Below are 20,923 nucleotides of genomic sequence, written 5' to 3' on the forward strand. Positions count from 1 at the left end.
TCCGCGCCTGCGGCGCGGAGGGGTTTTCGCACGTCCAGACACTTGAAAAAGGACATGGAAGGGCTCCGCCCTCGCGCGGGCCAGGGTGAAGCGGCTGCGCCGCCGGATCGGCCGGTCTCCCCGGCCTTCCGCGCCGGCGACGGGAGCGATGACTGCGATCGGTGCGAGGCTTGTGCAGGCCGGGCGATCCCCCTCCGGCCGATCCGCCCTGGCCCTTGCTACCCCGGTCTCGCCGACGGGCAGGGTTTCAGGCGCGCGTGTCGCGTGCCTGCAACCCTTGCCCAAAGGAGGCAGACATGACTGCTCAATCCACCCAAGCCCGTATCCCTGCGGCGGCTGTCGCCGCCGCGACCGGAGCGGTTCAGGAGCCGGTGCACGGCGCGGAGATCGTGGTTCCGCTGAACCGGTTGAAGGCGTCCCCAAGGAACGCCCGGAAGGTGCCGCACAGCGCGGCGACCATCGAGGCGTTCGCCGCCTCCATCAAGGTCAAGGGGGTGTTGCAGCCGCCCGTGGTCGAGATCGAGCGCGGCGAGGACGGGACCGCCACCGGGAACTATCTCGTGACCATCGGCGAAGGGCGCCGTCAGGGCTTGCGGCTCTTGGCCAAGCGCAAGCAGATCAAGCGGACCCATCCGGTCAAGGTGGTCGTCGATACCGAGAACGACGCCCATGAGATCAGCCTCGACGAGAACACCACCCGCGAGGCCATGCATCCCGCCGACCAGTTCGAAGCCTTCAAGCGCCTCGCCGACGAGAAGGGCTATGGCGCCGAGGAGATCGGCGCCCGGTTCGGGGTGACGGCGACCGTGGTGCGCCAGCGTCTGCGGCTGGGCGCGGCGGCGCCGGAGCTGATGACGGCGTATCGGGACGGGGCGCTGGCCTTGGACCAGCTGATGGCCTTCTGCGTCAGCGCCGATCAGGACCGGCAGCGGCAGGTGTTCGAGCAGTTGGGCGAGTACCGTCCCGTTCACGCCATTCGCCGGGCCATGACCGAGGCCAAGGTGCGGGCCGACGACCGCCGGGCCGTCTTCATCGGCGTCGAGGCGTATGAGGCCGAAGGCGGGACAGTGCTGCGCGATCTGTTCACCGAGGACGGCGGCGGCTGGCTGGAGGACCCGGCCCTTCTGGACCGGATGGTCAGCGACAAGCTGGCCGCGCTCGCCGAGGAGGCGCGCGGGCGCGAGGGCTGGAAATGGGCTCAGGCCGTGTCTGAATATGCCGAGGTCAGCGCCCTGGGCCGGGTCTATCCGGCGCAGGTCGGGCGCAGCGACGCGGACGCCGCCGAGATCGCCAACCTGTCGGAGGAGTATGACGGCATCGTCTCCGAAGCCGGGCCGGAAGGGCTGACGCCCGAGGCCGACGCCCGTCTCGAGGAGATCGACGCGGCCCTGCAAGCCTTCGGCCCGGACTTCGACTATCCCGCCGAGGTCAAGGCGCGCGCCGGGGTCATGGTCCTGTTGGGCCATGACGGACTGGCCCGGTTCGAGCGCGGTCTGGTGCGGGCCGAGGACGTGGTCCAAGAGCGGCGACCCGATCCCGAAGCGCCCGAGAGCTGGTCCGAGGACGGCGACCGGGAAGGGGAGGCCCAGCCCGCTCCCGAAGCGGAGGCCGACGAAGGGCTGGCGCCCCTCTCGGAACGGCTGGTGATCGACCTCACCGCCCATCGGACGATGGGGCTGCGCGACGCTGTTCAGGCCGACGAAAACATCGCCCTGACGATGGTGGTTCACGCGCTCGCCCTGCAGGTCTTCTATCCGGCATGGGGGACGTGGACGCCCCTGCAATTGCGGTTGAGCGTCACCGGTCTGGACCGGCTGGCCCCCGGCGTCGGCGACAGCCCCGCCGGGCGGCGGGTGGCCGACCGGCTGGAGGCATGGGGCGCCCGTCTGCCGGAAGAGGCGCGGGACCTCTGGGCCGTTCTGATGACCCTGCCGCCGTCCGAGCTTCTGGACCTGATGGCCTGCTGCGCGGGCGTCGGTGTCTACGCTGTGCGCGATCCGCACGACCGCAAGCCGGACGCCTTGGCCCACGCCGAGGTTCTGGCGACCGTCACCGGTCTGGACATGACCGGGACGTGGACGGCGACCGCCGCCAGCTATTTCTCGCGGGTGTCCAAGGCGCGGGTGCTGGAAGCGGTGACCGAGGCGACCACGCCCGAAGAGGCCGGGCGGATCGCCGGGTTCAAGAAGGGCGACATGGCCGAGGCCGCCGAGCGGCTGGTCGAGGGCAAGGGCTGGCTTCCGACCGTCCTGAGAACCGCTCCGGCGGCCGATCCGGACGCGCCGGAGCCCGAAGGCGAAGAGACCGAGCCGCCCGCCTCCGACGATGACGCCTATCGGTTCGCCGCCGAATAGACCGTATCAGGACCGGAAAACTCGCCGCGCGCCCTTCGGGGGCGCGCGGCCTTTTTCTGTCTGGCGACCCTCGACGGTCTCGCAGGAGGCGTCTTGAGGCTTTGGCTCGCAAGCCGAAGCATCGCCGAGAGCGCGGAGTAGCAGGCCCCGACGGCTCGCGGCCTCTTCGATTGGTTGGACGGCGAGCGTCTTAGGTGAAACGCCCTGACAGTAATGCGCTTCCCTTGACCGTTGCCGGAGCGTCGCGCAACGATCATCAGTTCACACCTTGAGGCTTGGACGCTCGGGCGCGACTTCGCAGACCGTTTGGTCTGGCGGCGGCACGACAGGATAAGGGGTGAAGACCTCGCGGGAGCCTCAGATGGCGCAAAGACGGGCAGGACGCCCGAGTCTTCAGGAAGCTGCGGCGCTTGAGTCCCTGGTGCTGGACCGCGCCATGGACACGCTGAGATCCGCCGGCTTCGCGACCATCTCGATCGACCGGCTCGCGGCGGAGATCGGCGTCGCCAAACAGACCCTCTACCGGCGATTTGCGAGCAAGGAGGCGCTGCTCGACGCCGTGGTGGAGCGTGAACTGGCCCGGATGCAGGCAGCGATCCTCCCCGGTCGCGCCGAAGGCGAGGCGCTCGAGAAGCTCAAGGTGTTCGCCCACCATTATTTCACGGTCGCCGTTCGGCCCGAGAACGCCCACTTCGCCGCCTATCTGAACACGGCGGCCCTGACCAATCCCAAACTCCAGGGCCGCCAGAAGCGCTGGCACGATCTGAGCATGTCGGCCTTCGAGAACCTGATCGTTCGCGCCCAGGACGCGGGCCGGCTGCGATCCGGCGATCCCCGCGCGCTGGCCCATCTGCTGCTCGATCTGATCAACGGCGCCCCCTATCGTCTCCAGCAGAGCCTGGGCTCGCGGACAGCCCTCGACGGGCGCAAGTCCACGGATTGGTTCGACGACCGGTTCGAAGCCTTCACCCGCCTGTGCGGGGTCTGACCTCGAGCCGGTCGTGACGTCAGGGGGCGGCTGTCAGTCCGGGTCGCGCTTCGTCACATCGGCCGCGTCGCGGGGGATTTCGTCCTCCATCGAAGGGTCGAGGAAGACGAGTTCGGCGCGGAAGGATTCGCTGGTGCTGGTCAAAGGCGTCAGTGCGCCGCCCGCCTCAAGCGCGTCGGCGGCTTCAGCCCAGGCTTCAGGGGTGGACTCGGCCAACAGGACCCGCGGATAGGCGGCGAACACGCCGCGCCCCGCGGACGCCCCGCTGGTCTGGAAACAGCCGCCATAGGCGCGCGTGTCCTGGTGGGCGAGCCAGGCGACAAACGCCGACACGGCCGCCGGCGGGAGCTTTTCTCTCAGCACCTTCTTGATGGCGGGATTGTCGAAGGCGTCCTCCGTCATCGGCGTCCAGGCCGATGGCTGGACGGTGGTGACCTGAACGCCGACGTCCCGGCCCTCGATAGCGAGGGCGTTGCCCAGCCCCCAGATGGCCGCCTTCGCCGCGCCATAGGCCGAGAACTGCGGCGCGCCGAGCATGGCGCTGGACGAGATGTTGATGAGGCGTCCGCTGCCCGAGGCGATCAGATGCGGGAAGGCGTGACGCGAGACTTCGACCGCGCCCCGGAAATGGGTGTCGAACACATGCCACCAGGCCTCCGGTTCGGTCTCCCAGAAGCGTCCGAACCGGGAGATGCCGGCGTTGTTGATGACGACATCCAGACGGCCGAAGGCGTCGATCGCTGTTTCGACGAGCGCGGCGGCCCCCGTGATGATGTCGTGGGTGTCGGCGACCGCTTCGCCTCCCGCCTCGACGATCATCCGGGCGACGGTCTCGGCCTTTTCGCCGGCGATGTCGTTGACGACCACCCTGGCGCCGCGTTGGGCGAGAAGGAGCGCGTGCTCCCGCCCCATGCCCGACCCCGCTCCGGTGATGAGAGCGACGCGGCCTTCGAAATCGAGATGACTCATGACTAACCTTTGCGATGCGTCGTCCGCACGCCTCATGGGGACGGAGCGACCATTAACGAGACTGAACAGTCTAATTAATGCGTACGATCAGCCCGCCGTTCCACGCGGCGGGAGGCCGCACCGCATCGACGCTGCCCGGTCCGGACGACGGCTGGCCGCCGGCCGGACCGGGGGCGGTCAATGGGCCTCGGGGACGAGGACGATCTTGCCGTTCAGGCCGCCGACCTCCATCAGGCGATGGGCCTCCCGGACATCCTCCAGCGGCAGGCGTCGGGCCACCGGCATGACGCGACCGAGGCGGTCGAGATCGGTGAAGAAGCGCTCCAGACGCTCACCGTCAAAGGTGACGACATAGGGGCTGTAAGACTGTGTGGACCCGATAGGCGGATTGGGGCCCGGGACAGCGATCGAGACGACCTTTCCTTCCGGTTTGACATACATGAACAGGCCTTCGGTCGTTTCCCCGCCAATGGTGTCGGCGATGGCGTCGAGGAGCCCCATGGTCTCCAGACTGGACTGGTCTTCGAGAACGACGACACTGGCGACCGGCAGGTCAGCGACGGCGGTGACGCCGGACGCACGGACGCCCGCGAACACGATGGCGCCGGCGTCCAGGGCCGCGAACACCGCAGCCCGGCCGGTGGAGCCGCTGGCGCCCGTGACCAGGATCCGGTCGCCCGGCTTCGGCCGGATCGCTCTCTCGATCAGTTGCGTGCCGGTCAGCGCCCCGGTCGGCGCCGCTGCGGCGTCGATCAGGTCGAGATTGTCTGGTACTTTCACGAGGGCGGCTTCATAGACGTTGGCCCGCTCCGCATACGCGCCGCCCTGGGCCGGATCGACAAGCCCGGCGACCCGATCGCCGATCTGCAGTTTGGCGACTCCTTCGCCGACCGCCTCCACCACGCCGGCGAGGTCATTGCCGAGCTGGGCAGGAAACGCGAGGTTGAACCAATCCCTCAGAAGGCCCTTGCGCGTCTTGATGTCCACGGGATTGACCGCCGCTCCGGCGACGCGAACGCGCACCTGGCCGGGACCAGGGGGCGGGAGATCGACCGTGTCGATCGAGAGGGTGTCGAGGTCTCCGTAGTCGGAGAGGAGCGCCACTTTCGTCTGGGGCATCGCGATATCCTTACATGAGCGTGTTCCGCATTCCCGCCGTGGGTCGGGGCGTTCGCTAACTATCGACTTACAGTGTAAGAGTGGCGATAGGCAATGGCTCTTGTGATCGAAGGAAGTCGATGTGGCCGACAGGCAGCTCTCCCGTCCCGTCATCGTTACAGAGGCTTTGCGGCTGCTGGAGGAGGTGGGACTCGAGGACCTCAGCCTTCGCAAGGTAGCGGCAAGCCTGGGGGTCAAGGCGCCGTCGCTCTACTGGCACATCGCCGATAAGGATGATCTGCGCGCAGCGATGGGCGAGCGTCTGTTGCGCGACTGTCTGGGCTCAATCCCGCCCTCCGAGGATTGGCAATCCTGGTTGCGGGCCTTCGGGCTCGCCATATGGCGCGCGCAGGAGACGACCCGTGACGCGGGGGCGCTGCTGATGAGCGCCCGGTCCGTCAAGCACGCGTTCCAGGGCACGGCCACCGAGATCGTCTCGGTGCTGGGCCGCTTCGGACTCGACGAGGTCACGGCCACCCGAATGCACTGGTCGGTGCAGGCGCTGGTGACGGGCTGGGCCGTGTTCGGTGACGCCGAGGACTGCGAGCATTCCGCTCAGGTGTCGGAGGCGGCCCTGGACAGTCTCGATGTCCTCATCCTGGGATGGGCGACGCGGCAGGCGGCCTGAGGCTGGTGGTGACTGTGTCTGAAGATCGGACCGTCGCTTCACGATCTCGCCGGTTCTCGTGGCGGCGCAGGGCGCAGGCGCGCGGGACGGGAGACTGCGCGACGCGCGCGATCACGCCCAGTCCGTCAGGAGAGAGTTCGCGATGAGCGACACGTTTCAGATTGTCCACGAGACGTTCGATGAGCCCGACGTGGTCCCCATCACCGAAGCCGACTTCATCGAGGTCCAGGAGGCTCTACGGCGGCTCGCGCTCGTCATGCAGGTCGAAGAGACGTTCGATGTCGCGGTGAGCAACTACGCGGACTTCGAAAGAGCCGTGGCCGGGATACTGATCTCGCGTGAGACGCGCCGCGACTTCTCGGGCGTGCGATGGCATTCCACCCGTCGGGAGATGAGCCGCGCAATAAGCAATCTGCTTAGCAGCGTGCGAACCTTCCAGCACGTGGCGGAGAGCGCGGTGAGCGCGATCTACGGGCCGGTCGTTCTCGATGAACACCAGCAATTCAAGCGCAGGCTTTACGACGGGAGCTTCGCCTATCGGGTGATGGAGAAGCTTCGTAATCACGCGCAGCACCAGGGTCTGGCGGTCAACAGCCAGACCTATAGCAGCCGGTGGATCGACCTGCCCGAGCAAAAGGGCCGGCAGAGAGTACAGGCGTTTCGCCCCGAGCTCGACCTGCGCGAGTTCGCCGGATTCCCGAAATGGAAGGGCATCGTCGCTGAGTTCAGCGCGATGCGGGACGCGGAGCCGACGACGCCTGAACGGCTCGATCTGCACAAGCTTGTCCGAAGGTACATGACCGAGCAGAGCGCGATCATCTCCGAGCTCCGTCAGCGCTGGGCCGACGACCTGGACCAATGGGACAGGACAGTCACCGTTCGTCGCGATCTGATTCCGGGTCGGATCGGCGAGCAGGCGATCACCGAGACTGTGGCCGTCCAGCTCCGCGGCGATGCTCGCATCAAGACGCTCTATGTGTCCCGGACCCTGATTGGCGACATTCGTCATCTGGAGCAGGACAATGCGCCGCTGCTCAACCTCGACAAGCTTGAGATGCGACTATGACTGACTTGCTGTATCCGACCAGATCGCGGAGACTCGCGGAGTGAAGAAGAACCTCGATCATCTGCCGCTGCCCAAGCAGTCCGAACTGCGTCACGTCGTCGATGTGATCCGCGACTCCTTCGAGGAAGCGATCTCGACGCGTCGCGCCGAGCGGTTGAAGAACGGCAGGATCCTCAAGATCATCCTCTACGGATCGTATGCCCGCGGCGACTGGGTCCATGATCCGGTGGGCCGGTATTTCTCGGACTTCGATCTTCTGGTCATCGTCGATCATGAAGATCTGACAGACGGCGAGTTCTGGTACGACGCCAACAATCGGACCATGCCGGGCGAAGGGGAAATCCGTACGCCTGTCAGCATCATTGTTCACAGCCTGGACGACGTGAACGAGCAGCTGGATCGCGGTCGGTACTTCTTCGCGGACATTCTCCGCGACGGCGTCATTCTTTACGACACGCCCGGCGCCAAGCTGCACAAGCCTGCGTCGATCAAGGCCAAGGCTGCCCTGGTCGAGGCGGAGAAGTATTTCGCGAAATGGACGTCGAGTTCTGCGAGCTTCGCACGCGGTGCCAAATTCTACATGGGGGATGGTGCGGATCCGAACCTCGCCGCCTTCAGCCTGCATCAGTCAGCGGAGCACCTGTACCACTGCATCCTTCTTGTTGTGACGCTGTACAGCGGCAAGGCTCACAACCTCGCCTTCCTGCGCAAGAAGGCTGAGGCCATTGATGCCCGTCTGGCCGAGGCTTGGCCGCGCGAGACCAAGTTCGAACGCCGCTGCTTCGAGCTGCTGCGCGAAGCCTATGTGAAGGCCCGCTATTCGGATTTCTACACGATCACCAATGAGGAACTCGTGTGGCTGACGGAACGGGTTGAGGTGCTGCGCGGGCTGACGGAAGTCGTCTGTCAGGAGCGCCTGACGCAGCTGCGTGAAGAGGCTAGCTCCGAGGGTGAGTGAACTGACGCCGGGCCAACGCGGCGTCGCAATCCAGATTGCGGACGCCGCTCTGCCGGACGCCGGGCGTCGCCGCTACATGAGCAAGGCAGACGACTTTGATGCCCGTGTGAATAGCCTTGAGATCGAGATCCTCCCCGACTGGGAGCCTCATATCATCGAGCAGTGGGAGACGATCAAGGCGAGCATCCGCTTGGGATTGATCGCCGAGTTCGGGAGCCATGCGGCCGACCGTAAAGAGGAGAACTTCATCGCCATCGGGCAGCTATCGATGTCGATCATCTCCTACCACAACGCGCTACATCGACAGGTCCGCAATGCGTTCGTGATGGGCGCCTACTACCCAGCGCTCGTTGGTGCCTGCGCGCTGGGCGAGCGGGTCTTGAACCATCTGATTCTGGATCTGCGCGAGTTCTACGTTACGACGCCGGAGTACCGGAAGGTTGCCCGCAAACAGTCCTTCGACAACTGGACCATCGCGATCGATGCCCTGGAAGCGTGGGGCGTCCTTCTTCCCGAGGCGGTCGAACGCTTTCGCGCTCTGGCAAAACTCAGAAACCGGTCGATCCACTTCGACCCTGGAACCTACGGGCGGCTGCGAGACGATGCTCTCGCAGCCGTGATTGCAATCCGCGACATTCTGGATTTGCAGTTTTCGACGTTCGCCGTCCGACCCTGGTTTATTCCAGAAGCTGCAGGCACCTGCTTCATCGCGAAGAGCTACGAGACCGACCCCTTCGTTCGAACCTATTTTATCCCGAACTGCTTCTTCGTCGGGCCTCATCATCTGATCCAGACCCTGGAACCCGAGATGGTGGTTGCCGACAAGGACGACTACGGGGCTGGATCCTGGACCGACACGGAGTTCCAGACCCTCTACAAAACACGGCAACCAGCCGACCTCGTTCAGGTCCCCGAAGCCGGCCGGCACTGAAACGCCTAGCGGATGGGGGCGCGGGCATCTCGCCCGGCTGATCGGCGTGGGGCATGAGTGCAGTGTCGTGCCTGACCCGTCGCTCCGCCAGCCGGACCTTTCACCGGTGGGCGGTCCACATCGTTCATCGGAAATCGCGCGTCCGTACTCTGATCGCCTCAAGCGAGAGGTCGGGAATGTAGATGTCGCGGACCTTTGGGGTGCGGGCATCCGGGGCGCTGCCGCGGTAGACTTCGTCACCGCGACCATGGGGGAGGGGGAAGTGGTCCCGCTGGCCCAGTGAGGCCAGAAGGTCGGAACCGTCGTGCAGGCGTGTCGCCACGATATGGATGACGTCGCCCTCGCGCTCGACCTTCCCGTCCACGACCAGAAGGCTGGCGCTCAGCACGATCCGGCGCTGCTGTTCGTAGAGGCTGGGCCAGATGACCAGATTGGCAACGCCGGTTTCATCCTCGATGGTGATGAACATCACGCCCTTGGCCGAGCCGGGCTTCTGCCGAACCAGCACCAGGCCCGCCACGCGGGTCAGGCGGCGGTTCCGCATCGTCGAGGCGTCGGCGCAGGTCATGACATGGCGCGACTGGAGCGTGTCGCGAAGGAAGGCGACCGGATGCTCGCGCAACGTCAGGCCCACATGGCTGTAGTCCTCGACCACCTCCTGGCCCGCCGGCATTACAGGCAGGGTCGCATCTGCCTCCGAGACCTCAGGCGTTGTCGCGCCATCATCCTGGACGACGGCGAACAAGGGCAGGGGATCATCGCGCAGGGCCTTGATCGCCCATAGCGCCTCGCGTCTTTGCAGGCCCAGCGACGGCAGGAAGGCGTCCGCCTCTGCGAGACGGGTGAGGGCGCCGACCGGCGTCGAGGATCGCCGCCAGACATCCTCGACGCTGGCGAAGGCGGCGGCCTGCCGGTGAACGACGAGGCGTCCGGCGTCGGCATTCGCCAGGCCGCGCACCATGCGCAGGCCGAGACGAACAGCGAACCGCTCCTCACGGTCGGTCGGCTCCAGAGTGCAGTCCCAGCGGCTGGCGTTGACGCAGACCGGGCGGATCTCGACGCCGTGCTCACGGGCGTCGCGAACGATCTGGGCTGGGGCGTAAAACCCCATGGGTTGGGCGTTCAGCAGAGCGGCGCAGAAGACGTCCGGGTGATGGCATTTGAGCCAGGACGAGGCGTAGGCGATCAGGGCGAAGGACGCGGCATGGCTCTCGGGGAAGCCGTAGGAGCCGAAGCCCTCCAGCTGGCTGAAGGTCTTTTCGGCGAACGCGGCGGTGTAGCCGCGCTCGACCATTCCCGAGACCAGCTTGTCCTTGAAGTGGCTGACGCCGCCGGTGAACTTGAAGGTGGCCATAGCCCGGCGCAGCTGATCGGCCTCAGAGGCCGTGAACCCCGCGCATTCGATGGCGACGCGCATCGCCTGCTCCTGGAATAGGGGGACGCCGAGCGTCTTGCCCAGCACCCGCTCCAGCTCCGGCTTGGGATAATCGACCGGCTCCTTGCCTTCGCGTCGACGCAGATAGGGATGGACCATGTCCCCCTGGATCGGGCCGGGGCGAACGATCGCGACCTCGATGACGAGATCATAAAAGGTCCGGGGCTTGATCCGGGGCAGCATCGCCATCTGCGCCCGGCTCTCGATCTGGAAGACCCCCAGCGTGTCCGCCTTGCGGATCATCGCATAGGTCTTCGGATCCTCGGCCGGGATCGAGGCCAGATCGAGCCCGACGCCCTTGTGGTCGCGCAACAGGTCCAGACCGCGTCGCATGCAGCTCAGCATGCCGAGCGCCAGCACATCGACCTTCATGAACTTCAGGGCGTCGATGTCGTCCTTGTCCCATTCGATGACTTGGCGATCCTTCATCGCAGCCGGTTCGATGGGAACGAGATCGTCCAGGCGGTCATCCGTCAGGACGAAGCCGCCGGGGTGCTGGCTCAGGTGTCGCGGGAAGCCGATCAACTGGCGCGACAGGTCGAGCGCCAACCGCAGTCGGCGATCCTGAAGGTTGAGGTTCAGATCCTCGGCATGTCGATCCTCGACCCCCTCGCTGGAGTAGCTCCAGACCTGGGATGAGAGGGTCTTGATCAGATCTTCGGATAGTCCCAGCGCCTTACCGACATCGCGCAGGGCGCCGCGTGATCGATATCGGATCACGGTGGCGCAGAGCGCCGCCCGGTCGCGACCGTAGGTCTCATAGACCCACTGGATCACCTCCTCGCGCCGCTCGTGCTCGAAATCGACGTCGATGTCAGGCGGCTCCTTCCGCTCCTGACTGACAAAGCGCTCGAACAGCAGATCGTTTCGGCTGGGGTCTATCGAGGTGATTCCGAGAACGAAGCACACCGCAGAATTGGCGGCTGACCCCCGACCCTGACAAAGGATGTCGCGACCTCGAGCAAAGCGGACGATGGAGTTCACCGTCAGGAAGTAGGGGGCGTAACCCAGCGTCTCGATCAGGGTCAGCTCATGCTTGAGGCTGGCGCGGACCTTTTCCGGCACGCCGTCCGGATAGCGATCGGCCGCACCCTCCCAGGTCAGTTGGTCCAGCGCCTGTTGCGGCGTCTGGCCGGGGAGGGCGGCCTCCTTGGGGTATTGGTACGACAGTTCGTCCAGATTGAACCGGCACCGATCAGCGATCTCGATGGTGTTGCGCAGCGCATCGGGATAGCGGGCGAACAGCCGGTGCATTTCTTCGGCTCGCTTGAGATGGCGGTCGGCGGAGCGCTCCCGTCTGAAGCCGACATCGTCGATCGTGGAGCCCTCGCGGATGCAGGTCACAACGTCCTGGAGAATGCGGCGGTCAGGGTGGTGGAAGAGCACGTCGTTGGTCACGACAGTCTTCACCCCAAGCTCCGTGGCGAGCTCGGATAGCTGATGCAGTCGCATCTGGTCGCGAGGGCGGCGGCGGAGCGTCAGGGCGCAGTAGGCGTCCATGCCGAAGACTTCGGACAAAGCCGTGAGGCGTCGCCGACATTGGGCATCGGCGCGATCGGTCACGAGCACGGCGATCAGACCCTTGGCGTGGTCAGCCAGATCCGACCAGTCGAGATGACAGGCGCCCTTGCCGGCGCGCCCCTTGCCGAGGGTCAGAAGGCGACACAGGCGGCTGTAGGCGGCCCGATCCGTTGGGTAGGCGAGAATGGCGGTCTCGTCAGTCAGTTGGACCCGACAGCCGATGATGAGGCGAACGCCGGTAACCTTGGCGGCCTCATGGGCGCGCACGATACCGGCGACGCTGTTCAGGTCTGTGATCGCAAGGGCTGACAGACCGCAGACGGCCGCCTGAGCGAACAACTCGTCGCAGCCGCTCGCACCCCGAAGGAACGAGAAGTGGGAGGCGCACTGGAGCTCTGCGTATTGCATCGGGCGACGAACTGTTGCTGTTTTGTTCTATTATGTTTCGACGTCCTTCGTTGCAATCCACGGCCTGGAGGGGGCGCGCACACGCTCCGCGCGATCCTTGTCTTTGATAAAGCTGAACATCGCTCCATGATTGTGGTGATCCGGGAACGAGTCGCGAGGGCACCCAGACGTGAGCGCAACATCAGATGCAGGCGGCGTATCTGCGCGTCTGGGGTTCAAGTACCAGGACCATGTCGCGGCGATGTTTGTTCTGCAGATGGTCGCTGATCGCAGAATGGCCCAGGTGGAGTGTGAAACGAGCGATGATATCACGCTGGTGCATCGCCGCGCAGCGGGCTCTTTTCGCGAGTATGTTCAGGTCAAGAGTACGGACCGGGACAAAAAGTGGACGTTCACGGAGCTCACGGATCGAGACCCCTCGGCAAAGACACGGCCGACTTCAATCGTTGAAAAATCGCTTCTGACGGACACCGATGGAGACAATGCGCGCTTCCGGATTGTCACACGCCGGCCGGTGAACCAAACCGCTTCGGCGCTTCTGGATCCGGTCGATAAACGAGCAACCGACGGCCCCGTTGAAACCCTCGCAGCGAAGCTGCTGGCGAAACATAGCGGCACCAAGTCGGCGAGGGGCCATGATCTGGCGTACTGGGGCCGGAACGCGCAATGGGAAGTGTTGCCCGGCGTCGACCACGTCGAGTTGAAGAACCTTCAGGCGATCAACACGATGGCCGAGGTGGCGGGCGCCAATCCGACCAACTCGCACGTGAAGGCGATTTACAACGATCTGCTCGGGATCGTGGACGCCGCCGCCGTGGCGTCTCGCAAGACCCCCGAACAGAAGACGATCACGCGTGAGCAAGCTGTGGCTTGGTGGGATAAGCATTTGGCGGACACGAGCGCCGCCCAGGCCAGAACATCCAAGCCGTACAGAACCAAGGGCGATCGCTTCTTCGCCGAAATTCACCGCATTGAGGATGCGTCGTTTCGCCGATCATCATCGGGCTATGACGCGCGGTACGAGCGTAAAGTCTGGCGTTCAAAGCAGTTGGCGCGCCACCTCGCCGACTGGGTTCCGGAACTGACGCTGAAGGCCAGCGAGCTCGTCGAGATCACGGCCCTGAATATGCGGGAGAAGCTCGAGGCCGGTCTTCGCGCCGTTCAGGCCGAGCGTGCATTGGATGTCTCGAGTTTGTTGGCCGAGACCATGCTCCATGCGGTGTTGCGGCACTGGTTCGGCAGTGAGCCTGTGCCTTGCAAGTTGTTTCACCGGTCGGTCCATGGCGACAGGGTCACAAAGAATGCTCACCTGGTGCACGGAGAGCAGGGCGATGAACTCTGGATCGGCCGCACGCATCTGTTTGACGAGAAGGATCCTGCGCCGCTGTTCGAGCGCATCAGCGCCGAGCTTACAACTGCGCTCGATACCGAACTGCTCGTTGAAGAGCGGGGGATCATTCTGCAGCTGAGGGAGCCTCAGCATTATACAGACCACGCGGTCGGCGAGGCCCTCGCACCCGGCGCGCCGATCGATGACTTTATCAACGTCCTCTGCTTGCCCATCCTGGTGGCCTACGACAGCGAGGTACTCTCCAGAGGGCACGCCGATGATTATGAAACCCATCTCCTGACTGAACTCAGCGAGCTTGGGGCAGGTGTGACGGCGAGCCTCCCGACCTCAGTGGAGGAAGTCCGGGTCCACATCTTCCTTATCCCGGTGGAGAAGCTTTCGGCGCTCCAGGACCAATTCGCCGAAAACCTGGGGCTGTCATGAACTACGCGCGTGTGAGATCGGCCTTGGCCGGGCAGGATTTCGACGGCATCGAGCCGTTCGATCTGCTGCGCGCGATCGCAAACCACGTCAACGACAAGGAGGCCGCGCAGGACGGACGGGACCTGGTGATCCGTGCGCTCGCGCGAAGTGACGCTTTCGACGAATTCGAGATGCAGGTTTTGACATCTCTCGTCCGGGCCGTCGGTCTCTATCCCTATATGAGCGAAGCGCTCCGTTTCGCCCAAGACGATGATCGCCTCGCCTACGAGCTCCATCGACCTGACGGAATGGATGAGGTTTTTCATAGTCTCCAGGCGAAGGTCTATTACCAGCTCCGGACCGGCTCCAATGTCGTGCTCAGTGCGTCAACCAGCGTAGGCAAGAGCCTGCTGATCGATGCCATGATCGCGCTGGGGAGGTTCAAGAAGATCGTCATCGTGGTGCCGACCCTGGCCCTGATCGACGAGACTCGGAAGCGCCTCGTCCGCCGTTTCAGGGACGGGGTTCATGTCATTACGCACCCGACGCAGACGGCAGACCTGAAAACGACGAATGTCTATGTGCTGACGCAGGAGCGCGTCCGCCAACGGATCGACCTGTCGAATGTCGATTTTTTCGTCATCGACGAGTTCTACAAACTCGATTTGCGCCATGAGACGGACAAACGACGCGCGATCGAACTTAATCTCGCGTTCCATCAACTCGCGGGCACCAAGGCGCAGTTCTATCTGCTCGGACCCAACATTCACGCGATCAAGGGGCTTGATCGCTATGAAATCCACTTCATTCCATCCGAGTACTCCACTGTCGCTGTGGATGTGGTCAACTTCGACCTGCCGACCCGTGGTGATGAACGGGATCAGAAGCTGGTCGAGCTCTGCCGTGAGCTCGATACGGCGACCTTGATCTACTGCCAGGCGCCCGGAAGCGCTGCACGAGTCGCCGCGACCTTGATGCGGGAGGTGGCCAAGGAGGACATACCCGACTGCGCCGAACATGCGGACTGGATAGACGAGAATTTCCACTCCGAATGGGTTGTCGCAAAGGCGATGCGACGAGGTATCGGGTTGCACCATGGAGGCATTCCCCGCGCCCTCCAGCAGCACATGGTCCGGCTATTCAACGAGGGCGTCATCACGCGTCTCATATGCACCTCGACACTCATTGAGGGCGTGAATACCGCAGCAGAGAACGTGATCGTCTACGACCGCCGCCGCAACAAGAACGTGCTCGACTTCTTCACATATAAGAACATCCAGGGCCGCGCCGGTCGCATGGGGCGTTACTTCATCGGCAAGGTCTACATGCTGGAGAAGGCGCCAGCGGACGAGGAAACCGTGGTCGAGTATCCGGTCGGCGAGCAGGATCAGGAGACGCCGCTCTCGTTGATCATGCAGCTGGAAGACCAGGATCTCACGGACATATCGCGATCTCGCGTCGCAGCCGCGCTCAAGGACAGTTTCTTGAGCGAGGACACGATACGCTTGAACGGCTCGGTAGAACCGGAAACCCAGAACCTCATCGCCCGCGCCCTGTACGACGCAATGGCGGAGAGGCCGGATCTCTACACTTGGCGCGGGTTTCCAAAGAAGCATCAGCTCGTCGCTGTCGCCCAGCTGATCATGGACTTCCTCTCGGGGGCAGCAATGCAAAATCTGGGCGTTACCTCTGCCAGTCAGCTACATTGGCATCTGTCGCGCCTGAGTCAGGATGGCGGTCTGCGCGCTTACCTTGCGGATGTCGCCAAGGGCGTGCTCCCGCATCAGGACATTTCGTCGAAGATCGACGAGGCTCTGAAGATCGCGCGGAACATCGTCAGCTTCAGCTTTCCGCAGGATCTGATGGTCATCCACAACATCCAGCTAGAAGTCGCCGCCATGTTGGATGTCCAAGCTGGCGACTACACCGTCTACGCCGAAGCGGCGAACCATCTCTTCCTTCCCGCCACCGTGGCGGCGCTGGACGAGTATGGTGTTCCGCTCCAGATCGCCGGAAAGATCTCGTCCCGTCTTGAGCCGCACATCGTGCTCGATGCCGTTATCTCCAAGCTGCGTGGGCTGGAAGTCGATGAGGTTGGCGAACTCACAGATTTCGAGCGGCGTTGGATTCGCACTGTTCAAGAGACGCTTTGAGGTTTTCCGTTTCGCTTCTGAAATCGCTGAATACTCTGCGTCGTCCTATCCGAAACGCCCGTGGATGAACCAGGCCTGGGAGCCGGTCGTTGGGTCCTCGCCGTCGCCGGCGCGGAACAGCCAGAAGCGTTCGCCGGCCTCATCCTCGACCTGGAAGTAGTCGCGGACGGCCCACATCTCGGCGTCGCGGCGTCCCCATTCGCCGAAGATCCGTTCCGGACCATCGGCCCGGCGGATGCGGCGGCGGATTCCCCGCCAGGTGAAGTGGGTCGGCGGGTTGTCAGGCAGAAGCGCCATGGTCTCGATCGGCTCCGGTCTGCGGAACAGCCGCGTGGGACGCGGCCAGTCTGGCGTCCACGCCGCTCCGGTCGGCGCCGCCAGGGGCGCGACCTTGCGGATCGACCGCTCGGGAACCTCGCTCTCGACCGGGGCCAGACGATACAGCCGGTCGGCGCCGATGCGGTTCGACAAGCTATCGACCAGCATGGAGACATCCGGCGCCGCCTCCGCGCCGAGGCGCGTGGCGGCGGGGCGCCAGTTCAGCGGCTCGGCCGCGCTGGCCGCGAGCGTCATGCGATCGATTCCGAAGCCGGGATCGATCGTCTCAATCTTGTCGGTCAGCAGCCGCGTCAGACGGCGCACATCCCGGATCGGCTGGGCCAGACCGATGCGAACAGCCTCGATCCGGTTGTCGATGCGGAAACAGAGCCAGTCCAGTCGACGAGCCCCGAGACCGAGCGCCTCCAGTTGCACGCACAGGGTCTCGACAAGTCTTTCGGCGTAGCGCGCCAGGGTTTCGGCCGCGCCGATCGGCTCGGCGAAAATCCGTTCGACGCGCGGCGTCTCGGGCGCCTCAACCGGGACCAAGGGCTCGGCCGCCCGGCCATAGGCCTGGTCGAGCCGCCGCCCCAGCATCGCGCCGAAACGCAGTTGAAGCGGGGCGCGAGGTCGATGAGCGATGTCCGCGATCCGCTCGAAACCCATCCGCCTCAGGCTGGCGGTGAGGTCCGCCGGCAGGCGCAACGCCTCCAGAGGCAGGGGAGCGAGAGCCGAATCGACGCCGTCGTCTGCGATGAGGGTCTGGTCGGCGCGAAAACGCGCGACCGCATGGGCGGCGCCCCAGGTGGGGCCGATAACGCCACGGCCGGTAACGCCCGCCCCATGGAGCCGCGCCGTCAGATCACGCAACAGCGCCGCCTCGCCCCCTTGAAGGTGCGCGGCGCCGGTGATGTCGATCACCAGACCATCCGGCGGATCGGCCTGACAGACCGGCGCGTATCGGCGCATCGCCCACAGGGCGAGACGCTCCAGGGCGTCGGCGTCGCCGTTCGGGTCGGCGTCTCTCACGTCCAGTCCCGGGATCAGCGCCTGCGCCTGGGTCGCCGCCATGCCGACGCGCGCGCCGCATGCGGCGGCGGCGGCATTGCAGGCCGTCACGATTCGTTTGCGGCCGGTTCGGCCCGTGAGGAGGAGAGGGCGATCAGGCGGCGGCGCGTCGGCGCCCAGCCGCCGTCGCAGCCGATCGACGGACCAGTTCGGCAGGAAGAGCGAGACGACCCGTCTCATCGCAAGCGTCCACAATGAAGTCCGCCGCGTCGGCGCCGCGGCAACGCATGAGTTCGATCCGCCATCGCGCCCGGCCGACCCCAGGGACCGGCAGGGGGGCGGACGGCTCGGCGCTGACACGCCAGCGCGTCGCGGCGGCGGTCGGCTGGCCGAAGTCGGCGGCCTCGGCCGCGCGCCGCCATCGTCGGACCGCCAGGCCCATGACCCCGGAGGCTTCGGCGGCCAACTGAAGCCGGCGCGAGGCCGTCATCGTCAGGCGCGACGTCTCGCAAACGACGCCGGCCAGGCCGCCATGACGCAGCCCTTCCTCGAAACAGGCCATCAGAGATTTCTCGTCACCGGCTTCGAGATAGATGACCCGGTCCGGATCGAGACCGGCCTGGCTGAGCGCCGGGGCGAACAGGTCCGGTCGAGTGATGCACCACAGCACCTGTCCCGGCAGACGGGCGACGATGCCGGCCGCGAACAGCGCGGCCGCAGCGCCGCCTACGGCGTCGTCTCCGCCGCCGGCGACTTCGTGCAAAGCCCCCAGGGCCAGACCTCCGCCCGGAAGCGCGGCGTCCAGCGCAGCGACCCTGAACGGAAGCACGCCGACCGATTTGCGATCGGCCTGCTCCAGGGCGCGCACCTGTGCGCGCAGGTCTTCAAGGTCGGCCGGGCAGACGGCCTGCATGGACGGGTCCTCCCTGGGGAGATAAATGTTCTTTAAATGTTCTGGTTCTAAGGCGGCGTCGGAGTCAATCCGGCCGGCGTCTTATCCCCCGGGATTTGCGGTCGGCGCGGCCTCGTGAAATCCTCGGTTCAAGAGCACGGGAGGTCGTGTGATGTGCAACGAGTACCAGCTCATCCTGCCGTTCGACGATGTGATCGCGGCGTTCAATCTGACGGGAAACCGGCTCGTCTTTCCCGGCGGCATGCCGAACTTCGGCCCGATGGCCTCGATCCGCATCGGGGATCGGGCCCCGATCATCCAGATGGGGGCGGAGGGGCCCGAGGCCGTGATGACCCCCTGGGCCTGGAAGGGGCCGGGCGGACGCCCGGTCTTCAACTTCCGTTCCGATGGGCGATCCTTCGATGGCTCGCACCGGTGCCTGATCCCGGCGGACGGCTTCTTCGAATTCACCGACCCCGAGCCCGGACAGAAGCGAAAGACCAAATGGCGCTTCACCCTGTCCGGCCAGCGGCTCTTCTGGGTGGCGGGCCTGATCAAGGAGGGCGCCTTCGCCATGCTGACCACCGAGCCGGGGGAGGATATCGCCCCCTATCACGACCGGCAGATCGTGGTGCTTCGGCCCGAGGACGGTGCGGCCTGGCTCGACCTTCAGCGGCCACAGACCGAACTGTTGCGGGCTCTGCCCGCCGGGAGCCTTGACGTCGAGAAGGTCTTCCCCGCCGCAGCCTGAGCGCCGGTTTGAGCCTGGGCGGGTGGGAGCCTGATCAAGCGTGCCGGGGGCCATGGCGATGACCGGGTGTTCGGGGCGGCCGGGGTCTCGCATCCTTTTCGCGCCAGCCGGCGCGGCCTCTCGATGAGGCGGATCTGACCGAAACCCGGTCGGCTGGCGCAACCGCTTGCGCGACTTTCATCCCCGGCCTGACGGCCTTCCTCGCGAAACAAGAAAGTCTCTTGTCGCGGTCCTCCGCTTCGCTGCGGGGGCTCGCTCCGCTCTCCCTGCGCGCCGCCCGGGCTCCGGTCTCCCGATCGCCATCGAGGCCGCGGCAGGCGTGGCCCGAAGCAAAGGAGAGACTGACATGGCCACCATCGGCACCTTCACCGCCCAAGGCGACGGCTACACCGGTTCGATCAAGACCCTCACCCTCAACGTCAAGTCGGCGGTTCTGCGGCCCAACGAGAAGAACGACGACAAGGCCCCCGACTTCCGGATCTTCGCCGGCCAGACCGAGTTCGGCGCCGCCTGGAAGCGCAAGAGCCAGCAAGATCGCGACTACCTCTCGGTCAAGCTCGACGATCCCAGCTTCCCGGCGCCGATCTACGCCTCCCTGGTGGAGGTCGAGGGCGGACACAGCCTGATCTGGTCCCGCTGAACCAAGAGCCGCGGCGGCGCGGAGACCGCGCCGCCGCTCCTTCTTCCCACAATCCGTTTCGAGGAGGCCGCCATGACGCGCCCTGCCGACCCCGCACGCCCGGACATCCATACCCGGATCACCCAACAGATCATCGCCCAGCTCGAAGCCGGGGTCCGCCCCTGGACCCAGCCCTGGAAGGCCTCGATCTCCGTCAGCCGTCCGCTCCGCCATGATGGAACGCCCTATAACGGCATCAATGTCGTCCTGCTCTGGGGCGAGGCGGCCAGCCGGGGTTTCAGCCGGTCCACCTGGATGACCTTCCGTCAGGCGCTGGCCCTCGGCGCCCACGTCCGCAAGGGCGAACGCGGCGCGACGGTCGTCTACGCCAACCAGATCGTCCGTGAAGACACCGACGCCACGGGCGCGGATGTCCAGCAGCGCATCCCGTTCCTGAAGGCCTACACCGTCTTCAACGTCGACCAGATCGACGGCCTGCCAGAGCGCTACGGCGACCCGGAAGCCATCGACATCAATCCGGATGAACGGATCGCCCGCATCGACGCCTTCTTCAGACACTGCGGCGCCGAGATCCGGCACGGCGGCGGCAGCGCCTACTACGCCCCGGGTCCAGACCATGTGCAGATGCCGCCGTTCGAATGTTTCGAAACGGCGGACGACTACTACAGCACGCTCGGCCACGAGATGACCCACTGGACGCGCCACCACACCCGTCTTGACCGGGACCTGGGGCGCCAGCGCTTCGGGGACGCCGGCTATGCCCGCGAGGAGCTGGTCGCCGAACTCGGCGCCGCCTTCCTCTGCGCGGACCTCGGGCTCGCCCTCGAACCGCGCGAGGATCACGCGGCCTACATCGCCAGCTGGCTGGAGGTCCTGAAGGACGACAAGCGCTTCATCGTCTCGGCGGCCTCGCACGCGCAGAAGGCCGTCGATCATCTACATGGCCTGCAGCCCTGAGGCCGGGACGGGCCGACGACCGGTCGGCCCGTTTC

The 20,923-nt window shown here is 65.4% G+C and carries 16 protein-coding genes; 11 read left to right on the forward strand and 5 right to left on the reverse strand.

Going from position 1 to position 20,923, the window contains the following annotated elements; translation table 11 throughout:
- Positions 1-296: 296 nt before the first annotated feature.
- Both AC1RKE_RS07670 and AC1RKE_RS07675 read left to right on the forward strand, forming a co-directional pair.
- Positions 297-2,354, forward strand: a complete 2,058-nt coding sequence (locus AC1RKE_RS07670; RefSeq protein ID WP_492896750.1) for a ParB/RepB/Spo0J family partition protein — start codon at positions 297-299, stop codon at positions 2,352-2,354.
- 361 nt (positions 2,355-2,715) lie between these two features.
- Positions 2,716-3,342, forward strand: a complete 627-nt coding sequence (locus tag AC1RKE_RS07675) for a TetR/AcrR family transcriptional regulator (RefSeq protein WP_348685305.1) — start codon at positions 2,716-2,718, stop codon at positions 3,340-3,342.
- Between the two features lie 33 nt (positions 3,343-3,375).
- Here the strand turns inward: AC1RKE_RS07675 and AC1RKE_RS07680 are convergent, their stop codons facing one another.
- Positions 3,376-4,311, reverse strand: a complete 936-nt coding sequence (locus tag AC1RKE_RS07680; RefSeq protein WP_492896752.1) for an SDR family NAD(P)-dependent oxidoreductase — start codon at positions 4,309-4,311, stop codon at positions 3,376-3,378.
- Positions 4,312-4,488: 177 nt separating this feature from the next.
- Positions 4,489-5,430, reverse strand: a complete 942-nt coding sequence (locus AC1RKE_RS07685) for an NADP-dependent oxidoreductase (protein WP_348683239.1) — start codon at positions 5,428-5,430, stop codon at positions 4,489-4,491.
- A gap of 121 nt (positions 5,431-5,551) precedes the next feature.
- On the opposite strand from AC1RKE_RS07685, the gene AC1RKE_RS07690 reads away from it, so the two are divergent.
- The 4 genes from AC1RKE_RS07690 (at position 5,552) to AC1RKE_RS07705 (ending at position 9,052) form a co-directional block, all read left to right on the forward strand.
- Positions 5,552-6,097 (forward strand): TetR family transcriptional regulator, encoded by a 546-nt coding sequence (locus AC1RKE_RS07690; RefSeq protein ID WP_348683238.1) that lies wholly within the window; start codon positions 5,552-5,554, stop codon positions 6,095-6,097.
- A 142-nt stretch (positions 6,098-6,239) separates the two neighbouring features.
- Positions 6,240-7,163 (forward strand): hypothetical protein, encoded by a 924-nt coding sequence (locus AC1RKE_RS07695; RefSeq protein WP_348683237.1) that lies wholly within the window; start codon positions 6,240-6,242, stop codon positions 7,161-7,163.
- A gap of 40 nt (positions 7,164-7,203) precedes the next feature.
- A complete protein-coding gene (locus AC1RKE_RS07700; RefSeq protein WP_348683235.1) occupies positions 7,204-8,121 on the forward strand; it encodes a HEPN domain-containing protein in 918 nt (305 codons plus the stop codon).
- Positions 8,114-9,052, forward strand: coding sequence for a hypothetical protein (locus AC1RKE_RS07705; protein WP_348683233.1), 939 nt, complete (start codon positions 8,114-8,116; stop codon positions 9,050-9,052). The genes AC1RKE_RS07700 and AC1RKE_RS07705 overlap by 8 nt, the downstream gene beginning before the upstream one ends.
- 124 nt (positions 9,053-9,176) lie before the next feature.
- Here AC1RKE_RS07705 and AC1RKE_RS07710 read toward each other — a convergent pair whose 3' ends face one another.
- The gene (locus AC1RKE_RS07710; protein WP_348683231.1) at positions 9,177-12,416 is read right to left on the reverse strand and encodes an error-prone DNA polymerase; all 3,240 of its coding nucleotides are present in this window, start codon (positions 12,414-12,416) and stop codon (positions 9,177-9,179) included.
- Between the two features lie 169 nt (positions 12,417-12,585).
- Between AC1RKE_RS07710 and AC1RKE_RS07715 the strand changes: the two genes are divergently transcribed.
- Both AC1RKE_RS07715 and AC1RKE_RS07720 read left to right on the forward strand, forming a co-directional pair.
- Positions 12,586-14,190, forward strand: coding sequence for a HamA C-terminal domain-containing protein (locus AC1RKE_RS07715; protein WP_348683229.1), 1,605 nt, complete (start codon positions 12,586-12,588; stop codon positions 14,188-14,190).
- On the forward strand, positions 14,187-16,322 hold the full coding sequence (locus tag AC1RKE_RS07720; protein WP_348683227.1) for a DEAD/DEAH box helicase: 2,136 nt from the start codon (positions 14,187-14,189) through the stop codon (positions 16,320-16,322). The genes AC1RKE_RS07715 and AC1RKE_RS07720 overlap by 4 nt, the downstream gene beginning before the upstream one ends.
- A gap of 45 nt (positions 16,323-16,367) precedes the next feature.
- Here AC1RKE_RS07720 and AC1RKE_RS07725 read toward each other — a convergent pair whose 3' ends face one another.
- Positions 16,368-17,888, reverse strand: coding sequence for a Y-family DNA polymerase (locus tag AC1RKE_RS07725; RefSeq protein WP_348683225.1), 1,521 nt, complete (start codon positions 17,886-17,888; stop codon positions 16,368-16,370).
- Entirely contained in the window at positions 17,803-18,561 is a 759-nt protein-coding gene (locus AC1RKE_RS07730; RefSeq protein WP_348683223.1) for an ImuA family protein, read from the reverse strand. Before AC1RKE_RS07730 ends, AC1RKE_RS07725 begins: the two co-directional genes overlap by 86 nt.
- Positions 18,562-18,712: 151 nt before the next feature.
- Between AC1RKE_RS07730 and AC1RKE_RS07735 the strand changes: the two genes are divergently transcribed.
- From AC1RKE_RS07735 to AC1RKE_RS07745, 3 genes are all read left to right on the forward strand, one after another.
- Positions 18,713-19,291 carry an SOS response-associated peptidase gene (locus AC1RKE_RS07735; RefSeq protein WP_348683221.1) on the forward strand — a complete coding sequence of 193 codons (579 nt, stop codon included), beginning with the start codon at positions 18,713-18,715 and terminating at the stop codon, positions 19,289-19,291.
- 346 nt (positions 19,292-19,637) lie between these two features.
- Positions 19,638-19,931, forward strand: a complete 294-nt coding sequence (locus AC1RKE_RS07740) for a DUF736 domain-containing protein (RefSeq protein ID WP_292118554.1) — start codon at positions 19,638-19,640, stop codon at positions 19,929-19,931.
- Positions 19,932-20,003: 72 nt separating this feature from the next.
- A complete protein-coding gene (locus AC1RKE_RS07745) occupies positions 20,004-20,888 on the forward strand; it encodes an ArdC family protein (RefSeq protein ID WP_348683219.1) in 885 nt (294 codons plus the stop codon).
- Positions 20,889-20,923 lie beyond the last annotated feature (35 nt).

The organism is Brevundimonas sp. GW822-FHT03E11 (assembly GCF_058801445.1).

Bases quoted from the DNA above. Each gene is read 5' to 3' on its own strand.
- AC1RKE_RS07670 (WP_492896750.1), top strand. From the start codon at position 297: ATGACTGCTCAATCCACCCAAGCCCGTATCCCTGCGGCGGCTGTCGCC.
- AC1RKE_RS07675 (WP_348685305.1), top strand. From the start codon at position 2,716: ATGGCGCAAAGACGGGCAGGACGCCCGAGTCTTCAGGAAGCTGCGGCG.
- AC1RKE_RS07680 (WP_492896752.1), bottom strand. From the start codon at position 4,311: ATGAGTCATCTCGATTTCGAAGGCCGCGTCGCTCTCATCACCGGAGCG.
- AC1RKE_RS07685 (WP_348683239.1), bottom strand. From the start codon at position 5,430: ATGCCCCAGACGAAAGTGGCGCTCCTCTCCGACTACGGAGACCTCGAC.
- AC1RKE_RS07695 (WP_348683237.1), top strand. From the start codon at position 6,240: ATGAGCGACACGTTTCAGATTGTCCACGAGACGTTCGATGAGCCCGAC.
- AC1RKE_RS07710 (WP_348683231.1), bottom strand. From the start codon at position 12,416: ATGCAATACGCAGAGCTCCAGTGCGCCTCCCACTTCTCGTTCCTTCGG.
- AC1RKE_RS07720 (WP_348683227.1), top strand. From the start codon at position 14,187: ATGAACTACGCGCGTGTGAGATCGGCCTTGGCCGGGCAGGATTTCGAC.
- AC1RKE_RS07725 (WP_348683225.1), bottom strand. From the start codon at position 17,888: ATGAGACGGGTCGTCTCGCTCTTCCTGCCGAACTGGTCCGTCGATCGG.
- AC1RKE_RS07730 (WP_348683223.1), bottom strand. From the start codon at position 18,561: ATGCAGGCCGTCTGCCCGGCCGACCTTGAAGACCTGCGCGCACAGGTG.
- AC1RKE_RS07735 (WP_348683221.1), top strand. From the start codon at position 18,713: ATGTGCAACGAGTACCAGCTCATCCTGCCGTTCGACGATGTGATCGCG.
- AC1RKE_RS07740 (WP_292118554.1), top strand. From the start codon at position 19,638: ATGGCCACCATCGGCACCTTCACCGCCCAAGGCGACGGCTACACCGGT.
- AC1RKE_RS07745 (WP_348683219.1), top strand. From the start codon at position 20,004: ATGACGCGCCCTGCCGACCCCGCACGCCCGGACATCCATACCCGGATC.